We start from the raw sequence: 23,244 nt of genomic DNA, 5'->3' as shown, positions 1-23,244 counted from the left end.
ACCCGGGTGGGTTGAATTTGACCAAGACCGCGTCTTGGTCAAAGAAGGGGGGAGAGTTTCCCCCTTTAGGAATAAGCAGTAACAATTAACAAAAAAAAGAGGGTAGAAAGCTATGTCAATCAATCCAAAATTAGAAGTTTATTTAACCCAGTTGGATAAAGCTTTGGGTCCAATATCGGTCAGTGAAAAGGCAGAAATTATTTCTGAAATAAAAAGCCATGTTTTAGATACACAGGAGAAAAATCCTGAAAAAAGCATGTCCTCTATTCTACAATCATTTGGTGAGCCTGAGGCCGTCGCAACCCGGTATTTAACAGAGAGAGGTTTAAAGCCCGCAACGCCAGCAAAGCGACAAGCGGTCAAGTGGTTGACCATTGGTTTTTTAGGAACCGTAGCAATGGTACTTATGTTTGTTCTTGTTTTGGTGTGGAAGTTTACGCCCTTAATAAAAGTTGATGAAGTTGATGGTAGAGAAAAAGTAGAATTGTTAGGAGGGATGTTAAAAATTAATGTGGATGAAGATACGTTTTCCTTTGATGGTGAAGACGTAGATTTTAAATTCAACTTAAGTTCAGATGATGATTATCGGTGGGTAAAAGATGCCAAAGAAGTTGATGGTCAAAAATTTAAACAGTTACACATTAAGTTTAACAATGGGATGATGGAGTTGAGTAACCATGATCAGTCTCAGTTGGCATGGAAATGTAAGCTCAGAGGCAATGATATTGGAGATGTTGTCCAAGAGCAAGGAGATATTTTGTTGATTGACTTTAAAAACTTAGACAAAGCCAAGTGTAGCATACGCATGCCACAAGACTTAAAATTAAAAGTTGAGGGAAAAAATGGCAAAATAGAATTGATAGAGCCAAAGCAAGATGCAGATTTAGCCTTGCATAATGGTAAATGTGAGATTGATCCAGAGCATGGTGTGAAGTATCACTATGATTTGCAGGTCAATCATGGAAAAATGGATGACTTTGTTTCTTCATCTAGTTCGGATGCAGTGCAAATAAAAGTAAGGGTAAAGAACGGTGTTATTAGCAAATAAAGTTTACAAAAACATATTTTTTTGTAAAAAAATAATTTAATATTTTTAAGTTATTGATTTTATTAATTTATTAAATTTATTATTTTTAATAAAAGTTACGTTAAATGTAAAAATTATGTATAATGGGTATAGAATGTGCATTAGGTACATGGAGGTCCAGAATCATGAAAGACGCTCATTTAACGGCATCAAAATTTACGGATAATATAGTCGTCTATGTAGACGATGAGCCGGATAATTTAACCAGTTTTGAAATGCATCTAGAGATGGATTTTGTTATCAAAACCTTTGCAGATCCTGTTGAGGCCTTGAATTATGTTCAAAACGAGCCCAAAGTGGCTATTTTGATCGTTGACCAAGTTATGCCAAGATTAAGTGGTTTGGAGTTGGCAAGGCAAGCCAAAGAAAAAAATTCATTAATGATTTGTATGATGATCACAGGTAATGCCACCAAGCAGTTGGCCATAGAGGCAGTTAAAGACAATACATTTTGGGATTTTATTGAAAAGCCTGTGGACTTTGGTTCATTTGAAATGAGCCAAAAATTGGTGAGAGGCTTAGAAAAATATGTTTTGGAAAAAACCAAGGTTGACTATAGAGAAGGAACCTTTGAGTTATTGGCCATGCTCATTGATGATAAAGATGGTCATACACATAGACATTCAAAGCGCGTATGTGAATGGTCTGTGAAAATTGGTAAAAAAATGGAATTAAGCAAAACTGAATTAATGCGTTTGCAAGAAGGTGCAATGGTTCATGATATTGGTAAGATTAGTATCCCGGATGATATTTTAAAAAAACCTGGTCGCATCAGTGCTTTAGAAAGAAAAATTATTCAAACCCACCCGGGTCGTGGCGGTGATATATTAGAAAGTATTCCTCAGCTCAAAGACCTTGCACCAATGGCACGGGATCACCATGAGCGTCCAGATGGCAAGGGGTATCCAAGAGGTTTGGTGGAAGATGAAATTGATTTATTAACCTCTATTGTAGCCTTAGCAGATTTTTTTGAGGCGCTCAGTGCAAAGCGTCCTTACAAAGAACCCTGGGCCATTAAAGATATTGTGGCTGAAATTGCAAAAAATAAAGGCACGCAATTCAAAGGCAGTGTTGTTGATGCGCTATTTGATGTACTTAAAGAAGAAAAACTGATTGATGAAAAGTCTTTAGAAGAAGTGATTCAAAGTATTGCCGCTTAAGTTTTGTTTGAATTGTTTGCTTTTATGGTGCCTAAAGCAATAGCTTAAGCTTTGAGTTAGCCATGTGTGCTTAAAATACAATACTTTTTTTTTTGAATATAATGAGTTTTAAGGCATAATGATTGTACGTGGTTTATCAAGATCGGTATTTGTTGTTTATTGAATACTTTAATCAAAGTAAATTTATGTCTGCGCAAACAACATTAGATGAGTTGTGGCTAAAAGATCAATCAAAAGACAAAGATTTTTATGGCGGCTTAATTCAAATTGCCGTTTCTCTGTATCACCTTACCCAAGATAACCCCAGAGGAGCCGCAAAAATTTATTCCAGAGCAAGAGATATGATCATAAAATATGGTGATGAGCATAATGATATTGCCTTAAAAAAGCTCAGAGATGCTTTAGATGAGCTTTACCAACGGCCTGATCTAACAGAAATGAATCCAATGGAATTGATTAGACTTGTGCCCAAAATACAAACTTTGCAAAACATTAATAATGCGTAAACTGATACTGTTTACAATCTGGGCTGGATATTTACCATTAAGCCTGGCTAAAACCGAGTATCATGATGTTGATCAAACGCTCTGGCAGAATGCCGTTAAAACCGTGCAGCTTGAGCTTAAGAAAAAACAAAAAAAACGCCCGTATAAGGGACATATTCAAGATGCTCAGATTGATGCGTTGACTTCAAGTCAAGTTGCTTTTCAGAAAGTGGCTTTAAAATTTAAGTTGATGAACCACATCATGGGAGCACCTAAAGGGGATATTTTAAAATCGTATGTGAATGATGTTTCACAAAAAAGAATCAAAGACTTTCTACAAAAACATCAAGCAGCATTCTTGGCCAGTGAAAAAAAACATAAGGTGGATGCAACCGGCATTGCTGGCGTATTATATATAGAAACAGCCTACAATGCGTCTTATATTCAGTATTATCCAGCTTTGGGGAGTCTGTTGACTTTGGCGGCTTTGGTTGATGAGAAGTATAGAAAAACTGTTATTGATCAAACCATGCAATTGTCTAAAGCCTATTCTCCAGTTAAAAAATGGCAAGAACGCAATGCTTGGGAAGAAAGAGCAGAAAAGATTGGTCAGCAGTGGTTGGATGAGTTGGCGGCTTTATTGTTTTTAGCCAATCAGCTGTCATGGAACCAGCAGTTTGTTTATCAGATAAAAGGGTCTTGGGCGGGCGCAATTGGCTACAGTCAATTTATGCCAGCAACGGCAATGCAATATGTAAAATCAAAAAATTTTGATTTTTGGAGCTGGCCAGACTCCATTGAATTTACCGCTAAGAAGCTGTCCAAACACCATTGGCATCATGATCCACGCAAGGCATTATTAAAGTACAACAAAGTGTCATGGTATGGAGATGTGATTATGAGCATTCATGAGAAGCTCAATCCCTGGTGGAAAAGTCTATCTGCTAAGCCAGAACATTAATTTTAGCTAGAAGAACGGTTTTTTTTAAAAAACCTAAAAAATAGTGCAAGCAAAATTATACAGCCAATGCATGTTAAAGCTACCAGAGTGAGTGAACTTTGGTATTGTTGGATAAACTGTTGCACTTGATCAAGTTCACCATCAAATCTTTTTAACAATAAGGTTGAAAGTAGCATAAAAATGCTAACGCTGATCAATGAAGCAATAAGGTCATACATAATAAATTTATTTCTGGGCATTCTTAAAATGCCAGAGCTTAAAAAAATAGCTGATCTCACGCCCAAAAGCAGTCTGCCTAGAATAATAACTTTATAGCCATAGCGATGAATATAATGACTCACTTTATGCATGGTGTTTTCATTGAAGTTGCGTTTTAAAAAAGGATGTTTAAAGATTTTAAAACCTAAATATTTGCCAATGCTGTACAGGCCAAAGTCTGCAACCGAAATAGCTATAATCGCAAGGGCTATCCATAGGGGGCTAGAAAGGCGTTCTTGATAGTAAAGAACAGACAGAAATAAAAGAGGTATTTCTTCAGGGATGGGGATGCCAACACCGCTCACCATGAGACCTAAATATATAATACAAAGCCATAGATAAGTGTTTGTGTTCGCCATGAGATCTAGGGACGTTTCAAACATAATTTTCTGAGCACTCTAATGCTTTTTTTAAGTAATGCGCAATGTTTTTATGGTTTTGTTGTGAGAAGGCAAAGGCCAGAGGCAAAGAAAGTAAGTCTAAAAAGCTATGGTATAGGCAGCCTCTTTGGAAAGTTTACTTTACGTTTAAGCTTGTTAATGTTTTTTTAAAATGTAAACTTTTTTATTGCTATGTAATAAAAGTTACGCTACCATAAAATGATATGAATTCAAATACTTCTATAGAAAAGGTTCCTCACATGTCTGAAAACGCTAAATATGATGCAGTAGACCAGCAAAAAAACTTAGAGAATATGAGCTTAAATTGGCAAAGGGTAGAAAATTTACGGGTTACACGTAAGTTGGTCAATGCCCTAGAAAACTTAGAAATTAAATCTTTGTATTTGGTTCCTGCCAACCGCAGGAAAGATGCTAGGAAAAAATACCTTGGTTACGGCACAAAAAAGATGATGTTTGAAGCTGAAGTTACATTTGTCTTGGATGAAAAGTCAAAGCTGCTGGAAAAAATAAAATCTGATGCCAATGTATGGAGCAATTATAAAGATGATTGTATTGAAACTTTGTCTGAGGCTTTGCTTGCAGAAGACACCATTGTAAGAGAAGACTCATTGGCATTTCTTCAAATGGCCTGTGCTGTACGTATCAAAGATGAAGTTGTGGGTGTTTTAAGGTGTGAAGGGATTGTTCCGGGTAAACCCAATGATTTAACCAATGCAAAAATTTATGAGCAATTATCCCATCTTAAATTAGACCAAAAAGAGTTTAAAACACTGGTCAAAACTTTACCGTTTTTTACCAGTGAAAAAGTTGCCGTGGTCAGTAATGTTTTAACCATGTTGAGTGAAGAGATTGGCTCATTTTTGGAAGAGTCAGTTAAAAGTAATGAGTCCACAGAAGACTCGGGTCAATACAATCATAGTGGTTTGATCACGCGTAATCCTATGATTTTAGAAATTATTAGGCAAATACAGCTTATAGGTTCTTCAGATAGTTCTGTGATTATTTATGGTGAGTCAGGAACAGGTAAAGAGTTGATTGCCAATTTGATTCATAAAAACTCTACCCGAAAAGGCAAACCGTTTGTAACCATTAACTGTGCTGCGCTTACTGAGACTATTTTGGAAGCAGAGCTTTTTGGCTATAAAAAAGGGGCCTTCACTGGAGCCACAGCAGATAAAAAAGGTTTGTTTGAAGTGGCAGATAAAGGAACCATCTTTTTGGATGAAGTTGGAGAAATGAGTTTGTCTTTGCAAGTAAAGATTTTACGTCTGATTCAAGAAGGTACATTTATGCGTGTAGGGGATACTGAAATGCGTAAAGTAGATGTAAAAGTGGTTTCTGCTACTCATAGAGATCTGAGACAAATGATAGAGTTGGGAAAGTTTAGAGAAGATTTATATTATCGTTTAGCTGTAGTAGAGCTGTCATTGCCACCTTTAAGGGATAGACAAAAAGATATCCCCATTTTGGTCAATCATTTTTTACAAGAGTTTCAGAAAAAAACCCAAAAAAGTGAAATCACTTTATCAAGTGAAGCCTTAAAAGTTTTAGAAGAATACTACTGGCCAGGAAATGTTAGAGAAATGCGCAATGAAATTGAACGTCTAGTTGCTTTAAACGCTAGCAACAGTATGATTAAAACCAAAGATTTATCTAAAAAGTTTTTTTATGAAAGTCATCCAGAAAGTATGTTGGTCAGCAATGAAAATGAAGAAGGGTTTATTAAAAAGCTGGTTGATGACTTTGAACGTAACTTGTTGTTAAAGTATTTACGTAAGCATAAATGGAATAAAACCCAGGTTGCAAAATTATGTGGAATTACCAGGCAAGGTTTAAATAAAAAAATATCAAAGTACAATTTAGATAGACGTAAGTTTTAATGGTTGAATTACAGCAATACAATGGAGAAACCCTACTTTTGTTAGAGATACCCAAAAAAATAGTGTCTTTGGTACCCAGTGTAACTGAAACACTTATAGAGTGGGGTAAGTCTCCAGTTGCTAGAACGCAGTTTTGTATTTATCCCAAAGAAAAAGTGAAAGATATTCCGCATGTTAAAGGAACAAAAAATCCTGATATAGAAAAAATAATTCAACTTTCTCCTGATTTAATTATTGCCAATAAAGAAGAGAATAGACAACAAGATATTGAGCATTTAAAAAGACATTGTCCGGTATGGATAACCTATCCAGAAGATATAAAATCAATGCTGTATTACTTAGAAGATCTTGCTAAAATAGTTGAGAACAAAAATAAAACTGATCAAGATATCAAAAATGTTAGGCAGTATTTTACTGTTTTACAAAAAAAAGATAAAAACAAAATTGCCTGTTTTATCTGGAAAAAACCTTGGATGGTTGCAGCCGGTAAAACATATATATCTAGCTTAATTGAAAGTTATTGTAGTAATGCTTTTGGACATGTTGAAAGATACCCCCATATAGAGCTTTCAGAAATTAAAAAAAACTCGGTTGACCATATTTTTTTGCTAACCGAACCCTTTTGCTTTAACGATACACATAGACAAGAATTAAAAGTTTACTTTAATGAACAGGGAATAGATATGCCAGTCTCTATTTTAAATGGAGAAAATTTTACCTGGCCAGGACCAAGATCAATAGAAGCAATAGAAGAAATGAAAAGAGTTTTAAACTGAACTTAGGATTTAAGAGGCAATGCAACCAGTAAAATTTGGGAAATACATGTTAGTGGATATGATTGCTTCTGGCGGCATGGCTGAGATCTATAAAGGTTTTGCCAAAAGTGCTGATCGGAAAATGTACTCTATTGCCATTAAACGAATTTTACCGCAGTTTGCCAGAGATGAAGAGTTTGTTGCTTTGTTATTGGATGAAGCAAAGGTTATGGTTTATATGAACCATCCCAATATTGTTTCTATTATTGAGTTTGGTAAAGTGGATGAAACCTATTACATTGCCATGGAATATGTTGAAGGCCCAACCTTACAAAAATTATTTAAAAAAGTAAGAGCTAAAAATGAGTTGTTACCGGTTCCTATTGCTTTATTTATTGTGCGTGAAATAGCACAAGGCTTGGGCTATGCGCATAGAAAACTAGATAATGATGGCAATGCCATGAGCATTGTACATAGAGACATCAGTCCAGCCAATATTCTTATTTCTTATACGGGTGACGTAAAAATTACTGACTTTGGTATATCTAAAGCAGCCAATCAAAATCACCATACACAAGTGGGTATTATCCGCGGTAAAACAGGTTACATGTCTCCTGAACAAACCAGAGCCGGTATGGAAATTGATGGCCGCAGTGACTTGTTTTCTTTAGGAGTCATCATGTATGAACTCTTAACAGGAAGACGCCTATTTAAAGCAGACTCAGTTCCAAAAGCATTAAAGATGGTTAGAGAAGGACATATTCCTCCCATCAGTGAGTTAAGGCCAGGCTTGCCTGCCAGTTTAGAAAATATAGTCTATAGGGCTTTACAAAGAGATCCTAATGAGCGCTACCAGAGTGGAGAAGAGTTTTGTGATGCATTAAATGAATTTTTAACCAAGTACTCAGCGGCAAAAAACTTTATGCGAGTCACTCACAATGACTTACAAAAGTATGTTCATAACTATTTTGCCCATTCTATTGAAGAGACCAGAGCATTTATGCAGCAATATGAAAATATTGAAGAAACCATTTCAAGACAGATGACGGCATCAAAAAATATTGAAAAAACATTAACAGAGCCCAAAGTCTTAGTTGCCAATCCTAACTTTGATGGTGAAGCTCTTTCTTCAGGTGCTATGAATGTTGATCAGCTAGAAAGCAGTGTTATTACAGGAGCTTCTTCTAGCAGTATACATTCGGGGACATACACCAAGGCTAAAGAATTGGGGTACTCTTCAACTTATTTATGGATAAAAAAACTGATGTTGCCAGTTATGATTTTTGTTTTTACTGGAATTATTGTGGCTGGTTTTATGATGAAAAAAAATAAAAACAAAAACATTTCTAGTGTTGAAATGCCTGTTTTCTCAAGTCCAGAAGGTGCAGAAATATATATTGATAATATTCGCTGGCCAGATAAAACTCCAACCAAAATAACCCTTTTGGAGAAAAAAGAAGTAACTATTTTATTTAAAAAGCAGGGCTACAAAAATTTAATTAAAGTTCTCAATCCAACAGAAGACACCCAGTCACTGAATGTTACTTTAGAGGAAGGCAGTTCTGTTGGAACGCGTGGAACAGTCATCGTATCAACGGATCCAAAAGGTGCTACTGTTTATTTGGATGGAGAAAAAATTGAGGGTACAACACCTTTAGAAGTTAAAGTGGCTATTGGAAAAGATAGTAAAATAACAATTGAAAAAGACGGGTATAAAACGGCTCAAACCTATGTCAATATGGCAGAACTTGAGGTTATTGAAAAATCAATTATTTTAAGTCGTGATGATAGTAATCAGTACAGAGTAACTCCACCCAAAGTCAATCCTTTACCAAAATTGGGAGGTAAAGCTCCAGTAAGACAAGCCGTAGCTAGAATAAATTTAAGTGTTGCCACAACACCTTGGGCAGAAGTTTATTTAGATGATAAAAAAGTTGGGGTATCGCCGTTTGTGGGTTTAAAAGTTAAGCCTGGACGGCATAAAATACGTTTTGAAAACAAACAATTTGATATCAAACCCATGACCGTAACGGTGACTTTTCCCAAAGGAACAGATATCAAGTGTATCTATGATTTAAAAGAACGCACGGGTAGTTGTGAATAGTAAATATACATTTTAAGAAACGTTTGATGTAAATCAAATTATGAAAACATTGAATCAAAATAAATTAAGAGCCTTTACCTTAATTGAATTGATGGTCACATTTGTTATTGGCGCAAGTCTTATCGCTATTGCGACTCCTGCGTATTTAAACTATGTCAAAAAAGCTCGTTTATCTGAAGGTTATCTCATGTTGCAAAAAGCTGTACAGGGTATTTATGCTACTCATCATAAACCTTTGATGATCAAGATTGATGGCGATACATATTTTGGAGAAAAACGTTATCCATTAGGTTTAACACCCTTAACATCTGTTGGTTATGTACAGAATGGTATAACCCACCGTAGCTATGCTCCAAAACCAAGTAAGAACAATGAAATCAGAATAAAGATCAATGATCCTGTGTGTTATCAACAAGATGTGCAATCAAAGCGTTGTGGAGCAATACAAGAGTTTACTCCTAAAATATTTGATAGCATGGGTTTTGATCTACAAGTAGTGGGAGGTAATTACAAGTTTCTTACCAAGTCTTACTTTATTCCCTCAATAAGAACGCATCAAGAGCTTGTTAATATTTTAACCGCAGAAGGATATGCTGCGGTGTACAGAAAAAACAATAGCTTTGGCAGTGCTATTTTCCAGACATCTATTGTATCTGTTTTAGCAGACTTGGACGGTGATTTAGATATGACTGATGATAATGATAGAGTCTGTGCTAACAATGTTGCTCGGTTCTCACTGCACTCACCTAGAGCAACATACATTTCAAGAATTTTATACATTGATCAAAATACCGGTGAATTACAGAGCAGTGAAGGCATTATTCAAGAAAACTTAGGCGAATAAAGAGCTATTTTTAATGTATTTTTTGGAAGAGTCATTATCCCCAAATTTTTTGCCACCAGCTTTTCTTTTTTTCTGACTTATCTTCTTTGGGTTTAATGTCTACATTCTTGCGAATATCATTGATATCCCAACGCGTAAGATTGGCAAGGTTTTGCGCCCATTGTTCTTTTCGTTTTTCCAGTTGATCAAGGTAACTAGCTGCAGCGGAACATTCACTGGCTTTGCCTTTCCAAGGACGGTAAATAATAAACCGTGATTGAAAATTTTGTTGGTCACTGGTTTCTTTAAAAACAATATCTTGTGGAAAAGTTTTGTTATTGTAACGAGCATGCAAACGCGTTACTTTTACCGGTTGACTTTGCTGTGGAGGCATTCTTCTGGGCATCATGGTTCCAGGGTTGGGTTGAATAGGGTAGTTTTCTGTATCATCCAACCAAAACACGCCCAAAGACTTTAATTCTTCTTTACTTAAAGGATCAGCTGCGCACGGGTCACACCAGCCCATGTCCCAAAAGTATTCGGTAAAAATACTTTGCCCACCTTCTTTTTTGACTTGCGCAGAGAAAGTATCTTTATAAAATTTTGCAAAATCATTTTGTACATATTCAGGCAACTCAATATTACTGGGGAATTTAACTGTTTGATAATTGCTGGACTCAACCCGGCCCTCTTTGCTTAAAATATATATAATAATATCTTGATCACCTTTGGCATTGATTGTTCCTAGGCGTATTGGTAGCATAAATTTATTGCTTTCAAAGGCAACTTGCAATGGGTTAAGATAACTTAAACCCGTTTTGTTTTGTTCTTTAATGTTCACTTTGGCCACAAAAAACTTCATACCAGACTTAATGTAAGGCTTTAGTGCGGCTTGGGCTTGATCAGGTATTTTGTAGCCATTTTGCAACAGCCAAGTTTCTAAACCTTTGGATTCCTTGGCAGATAAAATCACAATGTCATATTCACCAACGGTGTATTCAGCCTCTACTGTCACCCCTAAGCTTTTTGCAGAAGCTTTTTTATCAGCCATACCAGACTGAGCCATAGGACCGGCACTCATTTCCATGGTCCGTGTATACACTTGTTGACAGGGGTTACGATCAAAATACTCAACCAAGCGTGGAGCTGTGAAACTATCTAAATGTTCAATGGTGGCTTTGTCACCTATGTGAATTTGATCTTTTTTAAGCACAGAAGGAACTGGGATTACAACAGCAAAGTCTTTAAGATCACCTTGATAATCATTCATCATGCTGATAACAGTTTTATTGTCATGACGAACCATCACCACTTTAGAGGCTTCATTAAACAGTTTGGCATCAGCCTTGGCCACATAAAAGCCACAAAAAGCATACAAATTGCTACTGATAAAGAGTATAACAAGTAAAACATTTTTCATATAAAGAATCCTTAACAAGGGGTTAACAAGGCGTACAATATACCGCGTCTAGGCAGTAATGCCAAAAAATGCACTTTTTTTAGATCAATAAAAATTAGCTGTTAGGGAGCAGGTCTTGATGAATGAGGTCACTTTTATTTAAAAAAATTAGGGGCTTGTGAATGTATTGCGCACCATGAATATGTGGGAAAAGCATACCCACACAGTCTTGATTGATGTTAACATTGATGCTGCGAATGCTGTTTTCTTGCCAGTTTCTTTGTGGAGGAGAAATTTTTATGGGGCTCTGCGTGCAAGCAACAGGTCTATAAAAAAAAGCATTAAAAAAACCATCATTGTCATTAATGGGAGAAATAGAACCCAAAAAACGCTGACGTCGGTAAGCTTTGGTCGGTTCATCCACCACCATTGAGAAATAGCTTTTTTTGTAAGTTTCATCGGTCGCAAAGCGAATATAATTGTGTTCTAAAATAGAATTTTTTTGACCCACCGCTAACCATACGCTGCTTTCAAGCTCTCTGTAGGTTTGCATCAGTTGCTGTTGACTTTGAGATATGGCACTTTTGCCTTGGAAATACGCTTGATTGTTACCTGAACTTTGGTAAGTGGCTCGAGGTTGGCTGGCAAAGTTATCATTGTCAGCACAGGATGAGATTAAAGTTAAGCTTAAGCACAAAGAAAATAAAATAGACGTGAATTTTCTAATAACGCACAGCATTCTTCTTGAGTTACCACTAAGTTGATGTATTGTAAAGATTCAGATGATGAAACAAAAAGACAGTTTTTTAGATTATATTCAACATGGAAACATTATTATTGCAGATGGCGCCATGGGAACCTTGCTTTCCCCATATGTAGATCCAAACACCTGTGTGGAAGCTTTAAATTTATCTGCGCCAGAAAAAGTTGAACAAGCCCATGCGTCTTATATATCTGTTGGAAGTCAACTGGTAGAAACCAATAGTTTTGGTATCAATTATCATAAACTAAAACCTTACAAGCTAGAAAACAAAGTAAAACAATTATGCAACGCGTCTGTAGAACTGGCAAAAAAAGCCAGAGGCCACAAGAATGTTTGGATTGCAGGTTCAGTTGGACCGCTCACTCAGCGCAGAAGGGATCTTGATCTGTATACAGAAACAGATGTACAAGCCATGTACCAAGAAGTTTTTGAATCGCTGGCCAATGCTGGGGTTGACTTGTTTGTTCTTGAAACCTTTACCAGGCTATCTGATATTGAAGTTGCTGTAAAACAAGCAAAAACAGTGGGCTTACCCATTTTAATGCAAATGGCTTTTGGAGATCATGGGGTCACGGATGAAGGTGTTTCAGTAGAAAAGTTTTTACAACTTGCTTATGCCCATAATGTTGAGGCTGTGGGGAGCAATTGTAAAATTGGGCCCCACTTGGTTTCTTCCGTGGTAGAAATGCAAGCCTTAAATTGTGCCATGCCCATTTCGGTTTTTCCCAATGCTGGTTATGCGCAACACATTGATGGCCGCTATGTTTATGGCGCTACACCAAAATACTTTGCGCAAAAACTTATTGATTGCATTGACTTTGGCGCACAAATTTTAGGAGGCTGCTGTGGAACCAGTCCAGAACATATCAAAGCTTTAAGCAGCGCATTGTCTGATCATCCCAAAACAAAAGTGCCCATAAGAACAATTAAAAAAAATCAGTTGGGTGCCGTGCAAACAAGCAGAGACACCACTGAAAATTTGATCTTAAAAAAAATCAATGACCCAGCCATGTTTGTAACAGTTGAAGTTGAACCACCCAAAGATCTCAATTTATCCAGGACCATAGAACATATTCAAATGCTTTGCCAAGCCGGCTGTGATGCCTTGAATATTCCAGATAACCCTTTGTCCATAGTAAGACCAGACCATGTTATTTTTGCAGATATTGTTAAACAGCATGTTGATATTCCGCTTATTCTGCACTTAACCTGCAGAGATAAAAATTTAATTGCCTTAAGGTCAAACATTTTAGGGGCAATGATGGCCAAAGTCGATTCTATTTTGGCTGTGACGGGTGACCCCGCTTCTTTAGGGGGGCATCCAGGAGCAACATCCGTTTATGATGTACAGTCCGTAGGTTTAATTGAGTTGATTGATAGCATGAATCAGCAAATGCAACAATCACATCCTTTAAGCATTGGAGTTGCCTTTAATCCCAATATTAAAGGTGAGTTGGGTATAAAAACAGCCATGGATAAACTGGCAAAAAAAATTAAGGCAGGCGCGCATTACATTGAAACCCAACCCATCTTTGATTTAGAAAAATTAGAGTTCATGACGCAACAAAAACAAGCCATGCAATTGCCGGTCTGTTTAGGCATCATGCCTTTGTTGGGTCAAAAAAATGCAGAATTTTTGCACAATGAAGTTCCAGGAATGAAAATACCAAAAGAAATCAGACAAAGGTTAGCTGGACTAAAGCGCCAAGCTGCTCAGCAAGAAGGCCTTAACATTGCCAAAGAAATCATTGATCAGGCCAAAAACAAAGGTTTCAATAATTTTTATATCATCCCACCCATGAAAAAATACCACCTGGCCGCTGAACTGGTGGAACATGCAAAAAAGAAATAATTGACGCTCAGCGTTTGTCTTGCTAATCAAAAAAACATCCGCAGGGATATGCATATAAATATTGTAAATATAAAGAAGAAAGTGGATGAAGATGAAAAAAATATTGTTAGCGAGCTTAATGATGCTCAGCAGTTGGTCTTTTGCAGGGAATGTTAAAAAGTATTGTTATACAACTGAAGCTGAAAGCACACCTTATATACTTTGGTCCAATGATACAGGTTCACAAGGTGCGTCAGCAATGCTTGCAGATGAATTAAAGTCAGGAGCAATAAGCCTTTCTGGTCACTGGCAAGTCAAACCTTATGATGCTTTGTTTGCCAAGCATGCTTTTAAAGTAGGCGAGTGTGTTTTGTTCAATGAATCAGAAAATATGACATTGACCATTACGCAAATCAATAAAGAAGATGAAATCAGCTTAGGTGAGCAAAGCGTGTTTCCGGTGGTTCATTTTGACCTAGATGGACGCAGACGTTTTGGTTTAATCCAAGAAGAAAGTTTGCAACACTTAGAAGAGCAAACGTATACAAGAACAGTTAAGGTCAACGATATTCTTGATTATTCTGAAAATGAAAAGTTAACCTTGATTTATGTGGTGTGTCCAAAAAATCGTGAAGATGTATGTCAGTTGGCCATTAAGCATCAAGGTCAGTGGGTGATGGATGAAGAGCAACAAATTTTTAGCTTAGATGTTTTAGCCCGTTCCAACTGGAAAGAGTTTGGTTTTGATGAAAGTTTGCGATTACAAAAAAATGGCGATACCCCGCAAGGTATTTATAGAATTTATGCCAGCATTGATTGGAAAAATAGAGAGTTATTTGGTGGCATGCGTAGAATTGATTTAGATGCCAGGTATCCAGCCCTCAATGGACATACAGGTTATCAAGACAATAAGTTTTTAATGGATGCAATGTTACCACAAGAGGCTTATCAAGATTATTGGTTTAATGAATGGCCCTTGGCACATGCATTAGGTAGACAAGATTTAAGAATCCATGCCAATGGTCCGTTTGATATTGAAAAATGTATCATTACTCCTCAAACGGGTTTAACCTTTAGGCCAACTGCGGGTTGTATTAACACTGGAGACATACAAACAACCCAAAAACTTTTGGACAAACTTGTTGAACTCAATGTTTTTAAACCAGAACATATGCAGGTGGATGACACAAGCACAGCTTACCTTTGGGACAGAGCACAACGTTACGGTGAAGTTTTCTTGATCATTGTTGATGAAGATTAATTTATTGTAGAATTTTAAAAATACTGGCACCGATAAACGTAGCAATAGCATAGCCCAAGGTGCCAGCCAAAACAGCAGCTGTTTTGTAGTTCTCCCATTTTAAAGCGCCGGCCATAGCCACAGCAGTAGTGGGTCCACCTGTATTGGCATTGGATGCCAGTAAAACAACTTTTGGATCCAGCTTAAACAGCTTTCCTCCAATGATGATGCATAACATGTGAACAATTATAATAATGGCAATAAACAACAAGAGTTGCATGCCATGTTCAAGTACACTGCTCAGTTTGGCAGAAGCACCAATCAGTGCAAAGAAAACTTGCATCATGGCCAATCCTATTTGATCGGTTTCTTGATAAGCTTGAATTTGTTTTGGAAAAAAACTTGCGGCTAAAACACAAAATAAAGTGGTCCATAAAATGAAACTTGAATCTTGCTCAATCAAAGAAGCCATCAGTAAACCTAGGGCACAAAATAAACTGGCAAGAACAAAAGCTGGGAGAATAACATCTGCTTTGAGATACAGAGGGTTACTGGCTAAAGAATTTTTAGTTTCTTTGGTAACGCAGTTTTTTTTAGACATGAATGTTTGCATGAACCAAGTATTGTTGGCCAAGTAAAACAAAATTAAAAAATACAAAGCCATCAATAAATTATCGGCTGCGGTACCGGCGCTGAGTATATTGGCATCTGTTAAATTAACGACTTTTGCGGCACTAACAAAATTAACAGAACCACCAATATATGAGGCACTAAAAACTGCGGCTATTTTTGGTCCAAGACCATCCAAAGCAAGTAAGTTTGATGCAAGCAGAGTTCCTAAAATAGTGCCTAAGGCACCCAGACTAAACGCTATCATCATAGAACCTAGACTTTTATAAATTCTAAAAAGATTGGCTCTGAATAAAAAAAATGGAATGGATAAAGGCAAAATGTAAGACCAAATAAAGTCGTAGGTGACAGATGTTTCAGGAAGTAGACCAATGTTGCTCAATGCAAAACCAAAAACAATGGCTAAAACGGCCGCGGATACTTTTGCACCATGCTTTTTCTTTTCTAAGTAGAGGCCTAAAAACCCACAAAGACAAAGAAAGAAAAAAACCAAAAGTGGGTGGTGTAATGTTTGTAACATTGTTTTACACTACACAAACTCAACTAGAGCGACAAATTATTCTATGTATTTAAACGCTAGCAGATTTAATCAGGTCTTTTAAATGACTGTTGGGTTCAAACTGTGGACCGTGTTTTAAAGACATGATTTTGAGTTCTTTGTTTAAAGTCTCTAGGCCTATGCTTTTAGCATAAGCACACAAGCCACCTCTAAACGGTGGGAAACCTGTGCCTAAAATCATGGCAATATCAATATCTCTGGCAGTCTCAACGATTTTTGCTTCAAGACAACGAGCAGCTTCATTAAGCATGACAAAGATCAAGCGTTGTTGAATCACTTGGCTGGATAATTTAGATAAGTTTTGTGCAAAAGGAATGTTTTTGTTGAGCTGCTTTTTTTGCTTGTGCAAATAAAAGCCCTGACCTGATTTTTTGCCCAGCAAATTCTTATCAATCATCTTTTCTATTTCTTTGGCAGCCGCTGGAAAATAATCAAACTGGCTTTTTAAAAAAGTTCCTACTTTGTAACCCACATCAATGCCTACTTCATCTAACAATTCAAAAGGCCCCATGGGCATACCAAATTTTTCAATGGCTTTATCAATCACGGCAATATTAATGCCTTCATGCGCCATTTGTAAGGCTTCATTGAGATAAATACCCAAAATACGATTCACCAAAAAACCAGGACTGTCTTGAACAATCACCGGTGTTTTGCCCAAGGATAAAGCAAGCTTGTAAGTGGTGGCCAAAGTTTTTTGTGTGGTTTTGCTGGCCGGAATAATTTCAACCAAAGGCATTTTGTGCACAGGGTTAAAAAAATGCATACCAATAAACTGACCAGATTTTTTAACACTCTTACTCATTTCATTGATGGAAAGCGCAGAGGTATTGCTGGCAATAATAGCGTCATTATGGGCAACCTTTACCACGTCATCAAAAACAGATTTTTTAATCTCCATGTTTTCAACCACGGCTTCCAAAACAAAGTCAGCTTTTGCTAAACCAGCGTATTCTAGACTAGGAGAGATATTCAGTAGTTTTTGAATTTTTTCCTGTTCACTTATTTTTTTACGCTTTTGCAATTGCGAAAATAATTTATTAGCAATGCTCATGGCTTTGCTTAAAGCATGGGACTGAATGTCTTTTAAACGAACGTGATAATTTTTGTGGGCAAACAATTGGGCAAGGCCACCGCCCATCACACCAGCACCTAAGACGGCAACTTCTTTAATAGTTGAGGCTTTACTGGTAAACTCTACTTTTTTCTTGGCTTCAATATCCAAAAATAACTGAACCAAATATTTACAAACATCAGAGCTTAATAGTTTAGCTAAACCTTGGGCCTCAATGTCATAGGGGATACTGGATCTTTTTTGGTAAGTTTTTTCTATCACTTCTAGCGCAGTCAAGGGGGCAGGGTAAAAGCCTTGAGTGTTTTTTAAAATACTGCTTTTGGCTTTAGGATAAATGACTTTTTGTCTAAAGGCAGCGTTGTTTTGTAAAACAAGCATCACCTTTTCAGTCAAAGAAGGTTTTTTCTTTTTAGGAAGAATGTGTTTTCCTTCAAGAATCAATCGTTGCGCAAAGTCTAAAAGTTGCGTTTGTGGTAATACATCGTCCACCAATTGCATACGATAGGCTTTTTTTGCATCAATGCGTTTGCCGGTTAAAATAACATCCAAGGCTGAGGTTAAACCAATGAGTTTAGGCAAACGTTGGGTGCCGCCCCAACCGGGTAAAATACCAATTTGGACTTCTGGTAAAGCCATTTGAGTTTTGCTGGTATCACTGGCAATTCTATAACTGCAAGCCATAGCCAACTCTAGCCCGCCTCCCAGACAGGTTCCATCAATAGCAGCAACAGAAGGGATGCTAAGATCTTCTATCCGTTGCATTAACATTTGGCCCTGACGTGATTTTTCAAAGGCAACTTGCGTATCTGAAATTGCTAAAATTTGGGTAAGATCTGCGCCAGCAATAAACTGACCGGGTTTTTTACTGTAAACAACCAGCCCTTTTAAAGATTTTTGTTGTTCTACTTGATCAAGAATTGCATTGAACTGTTTTACAAAATCATCGGTAATAATATTAACACTTTTGTCTTGAGTATCTAAGCCAATCAAAGCAATGTTTGCTTTGTTAATGCTGAGATCAATATCCTTGTTTTTTTTCTGCACCATCTGTTTGCCTCATTGATTATTAATAGTTAAGCTCTCTCTACAATCATAGCGCCACCTTGACCACCACCAATACACAAGCTTGCCAAGCCATACTTTGCGTTTTGCTGTTGCAATGTTTTTGCTAAGGTTAAAACAATTCTTGTACCGGATGTTCCCACCGGATGCCCCATAGCAATAGCACCACCATGAACATTAACGCGGTCTCTTTTAAAACCATCCAAAACATCTTTGTTGGCAATGTGTTCTGCCAAGTTGGGTTGTTCAAATATTTTTAGCACGGATAAAACTTGCGCAGCAAAGGCTTCATTGATTTCAATGTAATCCATTTGACTCAGTTTCATATTGGCAAGTTCCAAAACTTTGCTGCTGGCAGCAACCGGGCCAAGCCCCATGCGTTTAGGGTCAACGCCGGCAAAGGCATAACTTTTAATCCAAGCCAAGGGTTTAAGTTTATGTTTTTCAACCGCTTCTTCACTGGCAAGAATAACAGCAGCAGCACCATCGGTGATAGGACAACTGTTGCCCACCGTAACACTGCCATGTTTACGGTCAAAGTAGGGTTTTAATTTTTGTAATGCTTCTAGGGTCTGTTCTGGTCTAGGACCAATGTCCTGACTGAGTAAATCTTTTTGGCCTTCTAACCACACGGGCATGATTTCATCTTTATAAAAACCACTCTTAATGGCAGCAGCTGTTTTATGATGGCTTTGTAAAGCAAATTGATCTTGCTCTTGTCGTGTAATGTTAAATTCATTGGCAAGGATTTCAGCGGTTTGTCCCATGCTGAGTCCGCAAAATGGATCTTTAAGACCTTCCAATAAACCAATAATGGGTTTAAGCATAGAGGGTCTAAAACGGGTGAGGGCGCCCAGTTTTTGTAAAGGGGTCTTGGCGCGGGCTAAAATACTTAGCCAATCCGCCATACTGGGTGGAAAAATCAGTGGGATTTGCGACATGGATTCAGTACCACCGGCAAGCACTATTTGTGCATGCCCCGCTTGAATTTGATCAATGCCAGAAGCCAAAGATTGCATGCCAGAAGCACAGTTTCTGGCAACGGTGTATGCAGAAATATTTTCATCAAAACCTGCCATCAATGCAATGACACGAGAAATATTAGCTGCGTTCATCGGTTGCGCCACACAACCAAAAATAACTTCATCAATAATGTCATGCGTAATATTTGTTCTATAGAGCAACTCTTTACTGACAAGGGCTCCTAAGTGCTGTGCAGATGTTTTTGCTAGGGCAGTCCCAGCTTTTGCAAAAGGCGTTCTTAAGCCATCAATCAAGGCAATTTTTTTTGTGTTCATCAAGGGGCATTGTAATTCACTCACAGTTAAAAACCAAAAATAATCGTTGCATTTTCAACATTTATGGCAATGGATAGGCGTGGATAAGATTTGTCCTTTATCTCTATCCTATCAAATGTTACAATAGAAAAAGATTAGGATGTTATTATTAATAAAAAATATATTTGTATGTATTGTAATTGTAAGCATAGTGGGCATTGACAACGCTTGGGCTTGGGGACCGGCAACCCATTTGCATTATGGTTATGAAATTTTAAGTCAGTTGCATCTTTTGCCTACAGCCATGGCGGAGTTGCTTAACCGTTACCCCAAAGTGTATTTGTATGGAACCATCAGTGCAGATATTGTTTTGGCCAAAAAGTTTGGTAAAGATTTTCAGCACTGTCACCATTGGCATAATGGTTTTTCTTTGTTGGACTACGCCAACTCTGAGAGAGAGCAAGCCTTTGTCTGGGGTTACTTATCGCACTTGGCAGCAGACTGTATCAGTCATAATTGTTTTGTTCCCAGCCATATGGTTTTATCCTACGATAAAAAATTTCTTAACCACATGTATTGGGAGCTGCGTTTTGACCAAATGCTGACCAATGAAAAAATTTTAGATCTGTTTAAAGAGTTAAGTGAAGGTGACTTTGAAGACTGTGATGCCTTATTTGAAAAACATATTCAAGTCAGGGTGATGGACTTTTCATTCAATAAAAAAGTGTTTCAAAAAATACTTGTTCTTCAAGGCGTTAAACAGTGGCAAAACATGCTGCAAAAAATGCAAAACAGTGATCGTTGGCAATTGTCTCCAGAAACGGTTCAAGACTATTGTGATCGTTCTCTTAATGCTGTGCAAGATTTGTTAAATTTTAAACAAAACGCTGCCATCTTAGAGCATGACCCTAGAGGTGTAGACAAGCATAAGCTTGCTGGCCAGTATAGAAAACAAATGCGCTTAGCATTTAATGTCCAAGAGCATGATGTCTATGCCAAAGTCAAAGAGTTAGAGCAACTGTAAACAATTCTTAATGGACCAAAAAGCCCAAGCCAGTATAAAAAAGATTTAGTTGCTGGTTATAATCTTTGCTACAATAATAAAATGATACAAAATTTAGCCTTAGATCATGAAGATGAGGTTTTTAGGCAATTCATGCTGATGGCAGATAGCTTAAGAACCAGAGCCAAAAGTAAACGTTATTTTACCAGAATTGTAGAGTCGCAAGCAGAAAAACCTGCCAAACAATCCGCCCTGCTGGCTTTAATCATGGTGGCCTATTGGGATAAAGATTTTATTCAAAGTGAGCAGTATTGTAAGCAGTTAATTAAACTTGATACCTATTCTAAATACAGTTTGTTTGCATTAAGCCTTATGTATGAAATGAATAAAAGAATGGGCAAGCAACATACGCTTTCTGCCATCAGCAGCTTGATGGACAAGATTAATAAAAAAATATTACAGATTGAAACTCTAAAAAACTAAAAAAACAGCTTACTCATTGAGGGTTAAGGTCACCGTCAAAGGGTCAAGTTTCTTGTTGTCTTTTAACAACTCAAAATGCAAATGCGGTCCAGTAGAGCGTCCAGTACTGCCCACTTTAGCAACAACATCGCCTTTGTTAACAGCATCACCTTTTTTTACTGAAATTTCTGACAAGTGCGCGTAGCGTGACTCGTAGCCATTGGCATGTGTGATAATCAAAACATTACCATAACGGCCTTTTTTACCCGCAAACTTAACTTGACCACTCAGTGCAGCTTTAACTGGATCTCCCGTTTTACCTTTAAAGTCCAAACCACCATGAAACGCTAATTTGTGGGTGAAGGGGTCTAAACGCACCCCATAAGAAGAGGTGAGGGAGTTGAGTTCAGGTAGGTGTAAAAGGTTTTTCTTGTAACGTTGGGTATCAACCTGAAAAGTTTCATAACTTAACACTTCATCTTTGACATCCATGCTTTCTTCAAGACCCCCTTGGAAATTTTCAGGCTTGTCATCTTGACTGATATCTATGGGAGATTGTTCTTGATTAGAGCTTGTAGGCTCGCTTGCGCTGCTGGGGGATTGATCCAGTTCCATCATTTCCTCATCTTCTTCTAAAGAGTGAGAAGCAGTTTCAGTAGTGGCTTCAGAGCTTTGTGTTTGCTCTGTTGAGCTGTTATTTTGAGTGTCAGGCGGGGTAGCTGCATCGGATTGTGGAACACCTATGCTATTATCCGCCACTTGACCATTGATATCTTGCTGGGCAGAAGCTTGTTCTGCATCAGTATTATCTTGGCTTAATGTTTCTTGGCTGTCTGCAGGGTTATCATGAATACTTGGCGCATCTAATAGGCTGTCTGCATGGTTGGTTTTTTCAAGCTTTGAACTCTCAACGGTTTTCTGGCTTACACGGCGCTCAATGCTCTGATCTTCAACCTGTAAGGGTTTTTCTTTGAATAAAGAAAAAACAAACAAACTTAAGGTTAAAACACACAGGCCAATGGCAAAACTCAATAAATGATTGCTGTTTAAACTAAACTTGCTGGAGGTGTTGCTTTTTAATTCAAGTTTAAAGTCCTGATTTTTTTGTAAAAGCTGCGGTAAAATTTTAAAAGGTTTAACCTTGGTTTTTTCTGAAATAATTTCAGGGATTTGCGCAGTTTTTGGGTCAGTCAGGGGCTTTTTAGGGTCCACATTAACCTTAATCTTAACTTTTTTGGTTTTTGGCGGCTCAAGTCCATCATTGACAGCGGCTTTTAAGCTATCTAAGCTCACCAACTGGGTTTTTTCCTGAGTATTGCTTTGTTCTTCTGCTGCAGCCAATCCCAAAGCGCTGTTTTCAGATACTCTTTGTAATTTAAGAATGGTTTTACATTTTGGACAGGGCAATTTAATCCCATAACTCATGGTAAAAACGTTTTGGCACTTTTGATAGCTCAACTCACCAGGCTTGCTGATGGGAGCTTCAAAGCTGTGCTGACATGTGTTGCATTGTATCTGTAACATTGTTCCTCTTAACCTATAATGAAGCAATTTAGATGCCAAGAATAAAATGTCAAGTTATTGATATTATTATAGATAATCGTGCAAAATGTCGCCAAATTGCGACATATTTTTCTTTAAAAAGTTCTCAATTATCCAAAGTGTTTATGTTACAATCATAGATCTAGACAAGGAAAATGAAGTAAAAACTTATACCAGGAGGTTGTACAATAATGTCATTAAAAAACACATCTGACTTAAAAGGACACCAAAAACTCATTCAATCTGATTTTCAGTTGAGAAAACTGGCCAAGGATCATCAAAAATTTGAAAAACGCTTAGAAGACCTATCCAAGCAAAAATTTTTGAATGATCATGAAGAAATTGAAATGAAAAAAATTCAAAAAATGAAGCTGGTTTTAAAAGATCAAATGATGAAACGGTTGTCCATCATAAACTAAGCATAAACCATCAAAACAATATCAAAAGGCCCCAGCAAGGGGCCTTTTTTTTTATGCCTAAGTTTTTT

At 37.3% G+C, this 23,244-nt stretch carries 20 protein-coding genes; 13 read left to right on the top strand and 7 right to left on the bottom strand.

Annotated elements, in window-relative coordinates; all coding sequences use genetic code 11:
- Nucleotides 1–112: 112 nt before the first annotated feature.
- From PKC21_05095 to PKC21_05080, 4 genes are all read left to right on the top strand, one after another.
- Nucleotides 113–1,048: a hypothetical protein gene (locus tag PKC21_05095; protein HMR24712.1), complete on the top strand. Its 936-nt coding sequence runs from the start codon at nt 113–115 to the stop codon at nt 1,046–1,048.
- Nucleotides 1,049–1,212: 164 nt separating this feature from the next.
- Nucleotides 1,213–2,247 (top strand): response regulator, encoded by a 1,035-nt coding sequence (locus tag PKC21_05090; GenBank protein HMR24711.1) that lies wholly within the window; start codon nt 1,213–1,215, stop codon nt 2,245–2,247.
- A 128-nt stretch (nt 2,248–2,375) separates the two neighbouring features.
- The gene (locus PKC21_05085) at nt 2,376–2,753 is read left to right on the top strand and encodes a DUF309 domain-containing protein (protein ID HMR24710.1); all 378 of its coding nucleotides are present in this window, start codon (nt 2,376–2,378) and stop codon (nt 2,751–2,753) included.
- Complete coding sequence (locus PKC21_05080) at nt 2,746–3,693, top strand: lytic murein transglycosylase (GenBank protein ID HMR24709.1); 948 nt, start codon at nt 2,746–2,748, stop codon at nt 3,691–3,693. The genes PKC21_05085 and PKC21_05080 overlap by 8 nt, the downstream gene beginning before the upstream one ends.
- Nucleotides 3,694–3,695: 2 nt before the next feature.
- Here the strand turns inward: PKC21_05080 and PKC21_05075 are convergent, their stop codons facing one another.
- Nucleotides 3,696–4,259 carry a DedA family protein gene (locus PKC21_05075; GenBank protein ID HMR24708.1) on the bottom strand — a complete coding sequence of 188 codons (564 nt, stop codon included), beginning with the start codon at nt 4,257–4,259 and terminating at the stop codon, nt 3,696–3,698.
- 332 nt (nt 4,260–4,591) lie between these two features.
- On the opposite strand from PKC21_05075, the gene PKC21_05070 reads away from it, so the two are divergent.
- Genes PKC21_05070 through PKC21_05055 form a run of 4 tightly spaced genes read left to right on the top strand, consistent with a single transcriptional unit; the run spans nt 4,592 to nt 9,935 of the window.
- On the top strand, nt 4,592–6,232 hold the full coding sequence (locus PKC21_05070; GenBank protein ID HMR24707.1) for a sigma 54-interacting transcriptional regulator: 1,641 nt from the start codon (nt 4,592–4,594) through the stop codon (nt 6,230–6,232).
- The gene (locus PKC21_05065) at nt 6,232–7,008 is read left to right on the top strand and encodes a helical backbone metal receptor (protein ID HMR24706.1); all 777 of its coding nucleotides are present in this window, start codon (nt 6,232–6,234) and stop codon (nt 7,006–7,008) included. The genes PKC21_05070 and PKC21_05065 overlap by 1 nt, the downstream gene beginning before the upstream one ends.
- A gap of 19 nt (nt 7,009–7,027) precedes the next feature.
- A complete protein-coding gene (locus PKC21_05060) occupies nt 7,028–9,091 on the top strand; it encodes a serine/threonine-protein kinase (GenBank protein HMR24705.1) in 2,064 nt (687 codons plus the stop codon).
- 40 nt (nt 9,092–9,131) lie between these two features.
- On the top strand, nt 9,132–9,935 hold the full coding sequence (locus PKC21_05055; GenBank protein HMR24704.1) for a prepilin-type N-terminal cleavage/methylation domain-containing protein: 804 nt from the start codon (nt 9,132–9,134) through the stop codon (nt 9,933–9,935).
- 34 nt (nt 9,936–9,969) lie between these two features.
- On the opposite strand, the gene PKC21_05050 is transcribed toward PKC21_05055, so the two are convergent.
- Both PKC21_05050 and PKC21_05045 read right to left on the bottom strand, forming a co-directional pair.
- A complete protein-coding gene (locus PKC21_05050; GenBank protein HMR24703.1) occupies nt 9,970–11,334 on the bottom strand; it encodes a DUF2330 domain-containing protein in 1,365 nt (454 codons plus the stop codon).
- A 94-nt stretch (nt 11,335–11,428) separates the two neighbouring features.
- Entirely contained in the window at nt 11,429–12,052 is a 624-nt protein-coding gene (locus tag PKC21_05045; GenBank protein ID HMR24702.1) for a hypothetical protein, read from the bottom strand.
- Nucleotides 12,053–12,095: 43 nt separating this feature from the next.
- Between PKC21_05045 and PKC21_05040 the strand changes: the two genes are divergently transcribed.
- The gene (locus tag PKC21_05040; protein HMR24701.1) at nt 12,096–13,928 is read left to right on the top strand and encodes a bifunctional homocysteine S-methyltransferase/methylenetetrahydrofolate reductase; all 1,833 of its coding nucleotides are present in this window, start codon (nt 12,096–12,098) and stop codon (nt 13,926–13,928) included.
- A 91-nt stretch (nt 13,929–14,019) separates the two neighbouring features.
- Complete coding sequence (locus tag PKC21_05035) at nt 14,020–15,168, top strand: hypothetical protein (GenBank protein HMR24700.1); 1,149 nt, start codon at nt 14,020–14,022, stop codon at nt 15,166–15,168.
- A 1-nt stretch (nt 15,169) separates the two neighbouring features.
- Here the strand turns inward: PKC21_05035 and PKC21_05030 are convergent, their stop codons facing one another.
- Genes PKC21_05030 through PKC21_05020 form a run of 3 tightly spaced genes read right to left on the bottom strand, consistent with a single transcriptional unit; the run spans nt 15,170 to nt 19,771 of the window.
- The gene (locus PKC21_05030) at nt 15,170–16,297 is read right to left on the bottom strand and encodes a DUF819 family protein (GenBank protein ID HMR24699.1); all 1,128 of its coding nucleotides are present in this window, start codon (nt 16,295–16,297) and stop codon (nt 15,170–15,172) included.
- 49 nt (nt 16,298–16,346) lie between these two features.
- Nucleotides 16,347–18,458, bottom strand: a complete 2,112-nt coding sequence (locus tag PKC21_05025; protein HMR24698.1) for a 3-hydroxyacyl-CoA dehydrogenase NAD-binding domain-containing protein — start codon at nt 18,456–18,458, stop codon at nt 16,347–16,349.
- Between the two features lie 26 nt (nt 18,459–18,484).
- Complete coding sequence (locus PKC21_05020; GenBank protein ID HMR24697.1) at nt 18,485–19,771, bottom strand: thiolase family protein; 1,287 nt, start codon at nt 19,769–19,771, stop codon at nt 18,485–18,487.
- Nucleotides 19,772–19,910: 139 nt separating this feature from the next.
- Between PKC21_05020 and PKC21_05015 the strand changes: the two genes are divergently transcribed.
- Both PKC21_05015 and PKC21_05010 read left to right on the top strand, forming a co-directional pair.
- On the top strand, nt 19,911–20,774 hold the full coding sequence (locus tag PKC21_05015) for a zinc dependent phospholipase C family protein (GenBank protein ID HMR24696.1): 864 nt from the start codon (nt 19,911–19,913) through the stop codon (nt 20,772–20,774).
- Between the two features lie 81 nt (nt 20,775–20,855).
- Nucleotides 20,856–21,236 (top strand): hypothetical protein, encoded by a 381-nt coding sequence (locus PKC21_05010; protein ID HMR24695.1) that lies wholly within the window; start codon nt 20,856–20,858, stop codon nt 21,234–21,236.
- Nucleotides 21,237–21,245: 9 nt separating this feature from the next.
- Here PKC21_05010 and PKC21_05005 read toward each other — a convergent pair whose 3' ends face one another.
- A complete protein-coding gene (locus PKC21_05005; protein HMR24694.1) occupies nt 21,246–22,739 on the bottom strand; it encodes a M23 family metallopeptidase in 1,494 nt (497 codons plus the stop codon).
- Nucleotides 22,740–22,948: 209 nt separating this feature from the next.
- On the opposite strand from PKC21_05005, the gene PKC21_05000 reads away from it, so the two are divergent.
- A complete protein-coding gene (locus PKC21_05000) occupies nt 22,949–23,176 on the top strand; it encodes a DUF465 domain-containing protein (GenBank protein ID HMR24693.1) in 228 nt (75 codons plus the stop codon).
- Nucleotides 23,177–23,244: the final 68 nt, after the last annotated feature.

The organism is Oligoflexia bacterium, from assembly GCA_035326705.1.
Classification (GTDB): domain Bacteria; phylum Bdellovibrionota_G; class JALEGL01; order JALEGL01; family JALEGL01; genus JALEGL01.
The sequence above is the reverse complement of the archived record's forward strand: the minus strand, read 5'-3'. Positions and strand labels throughout refer to the sequence as shown.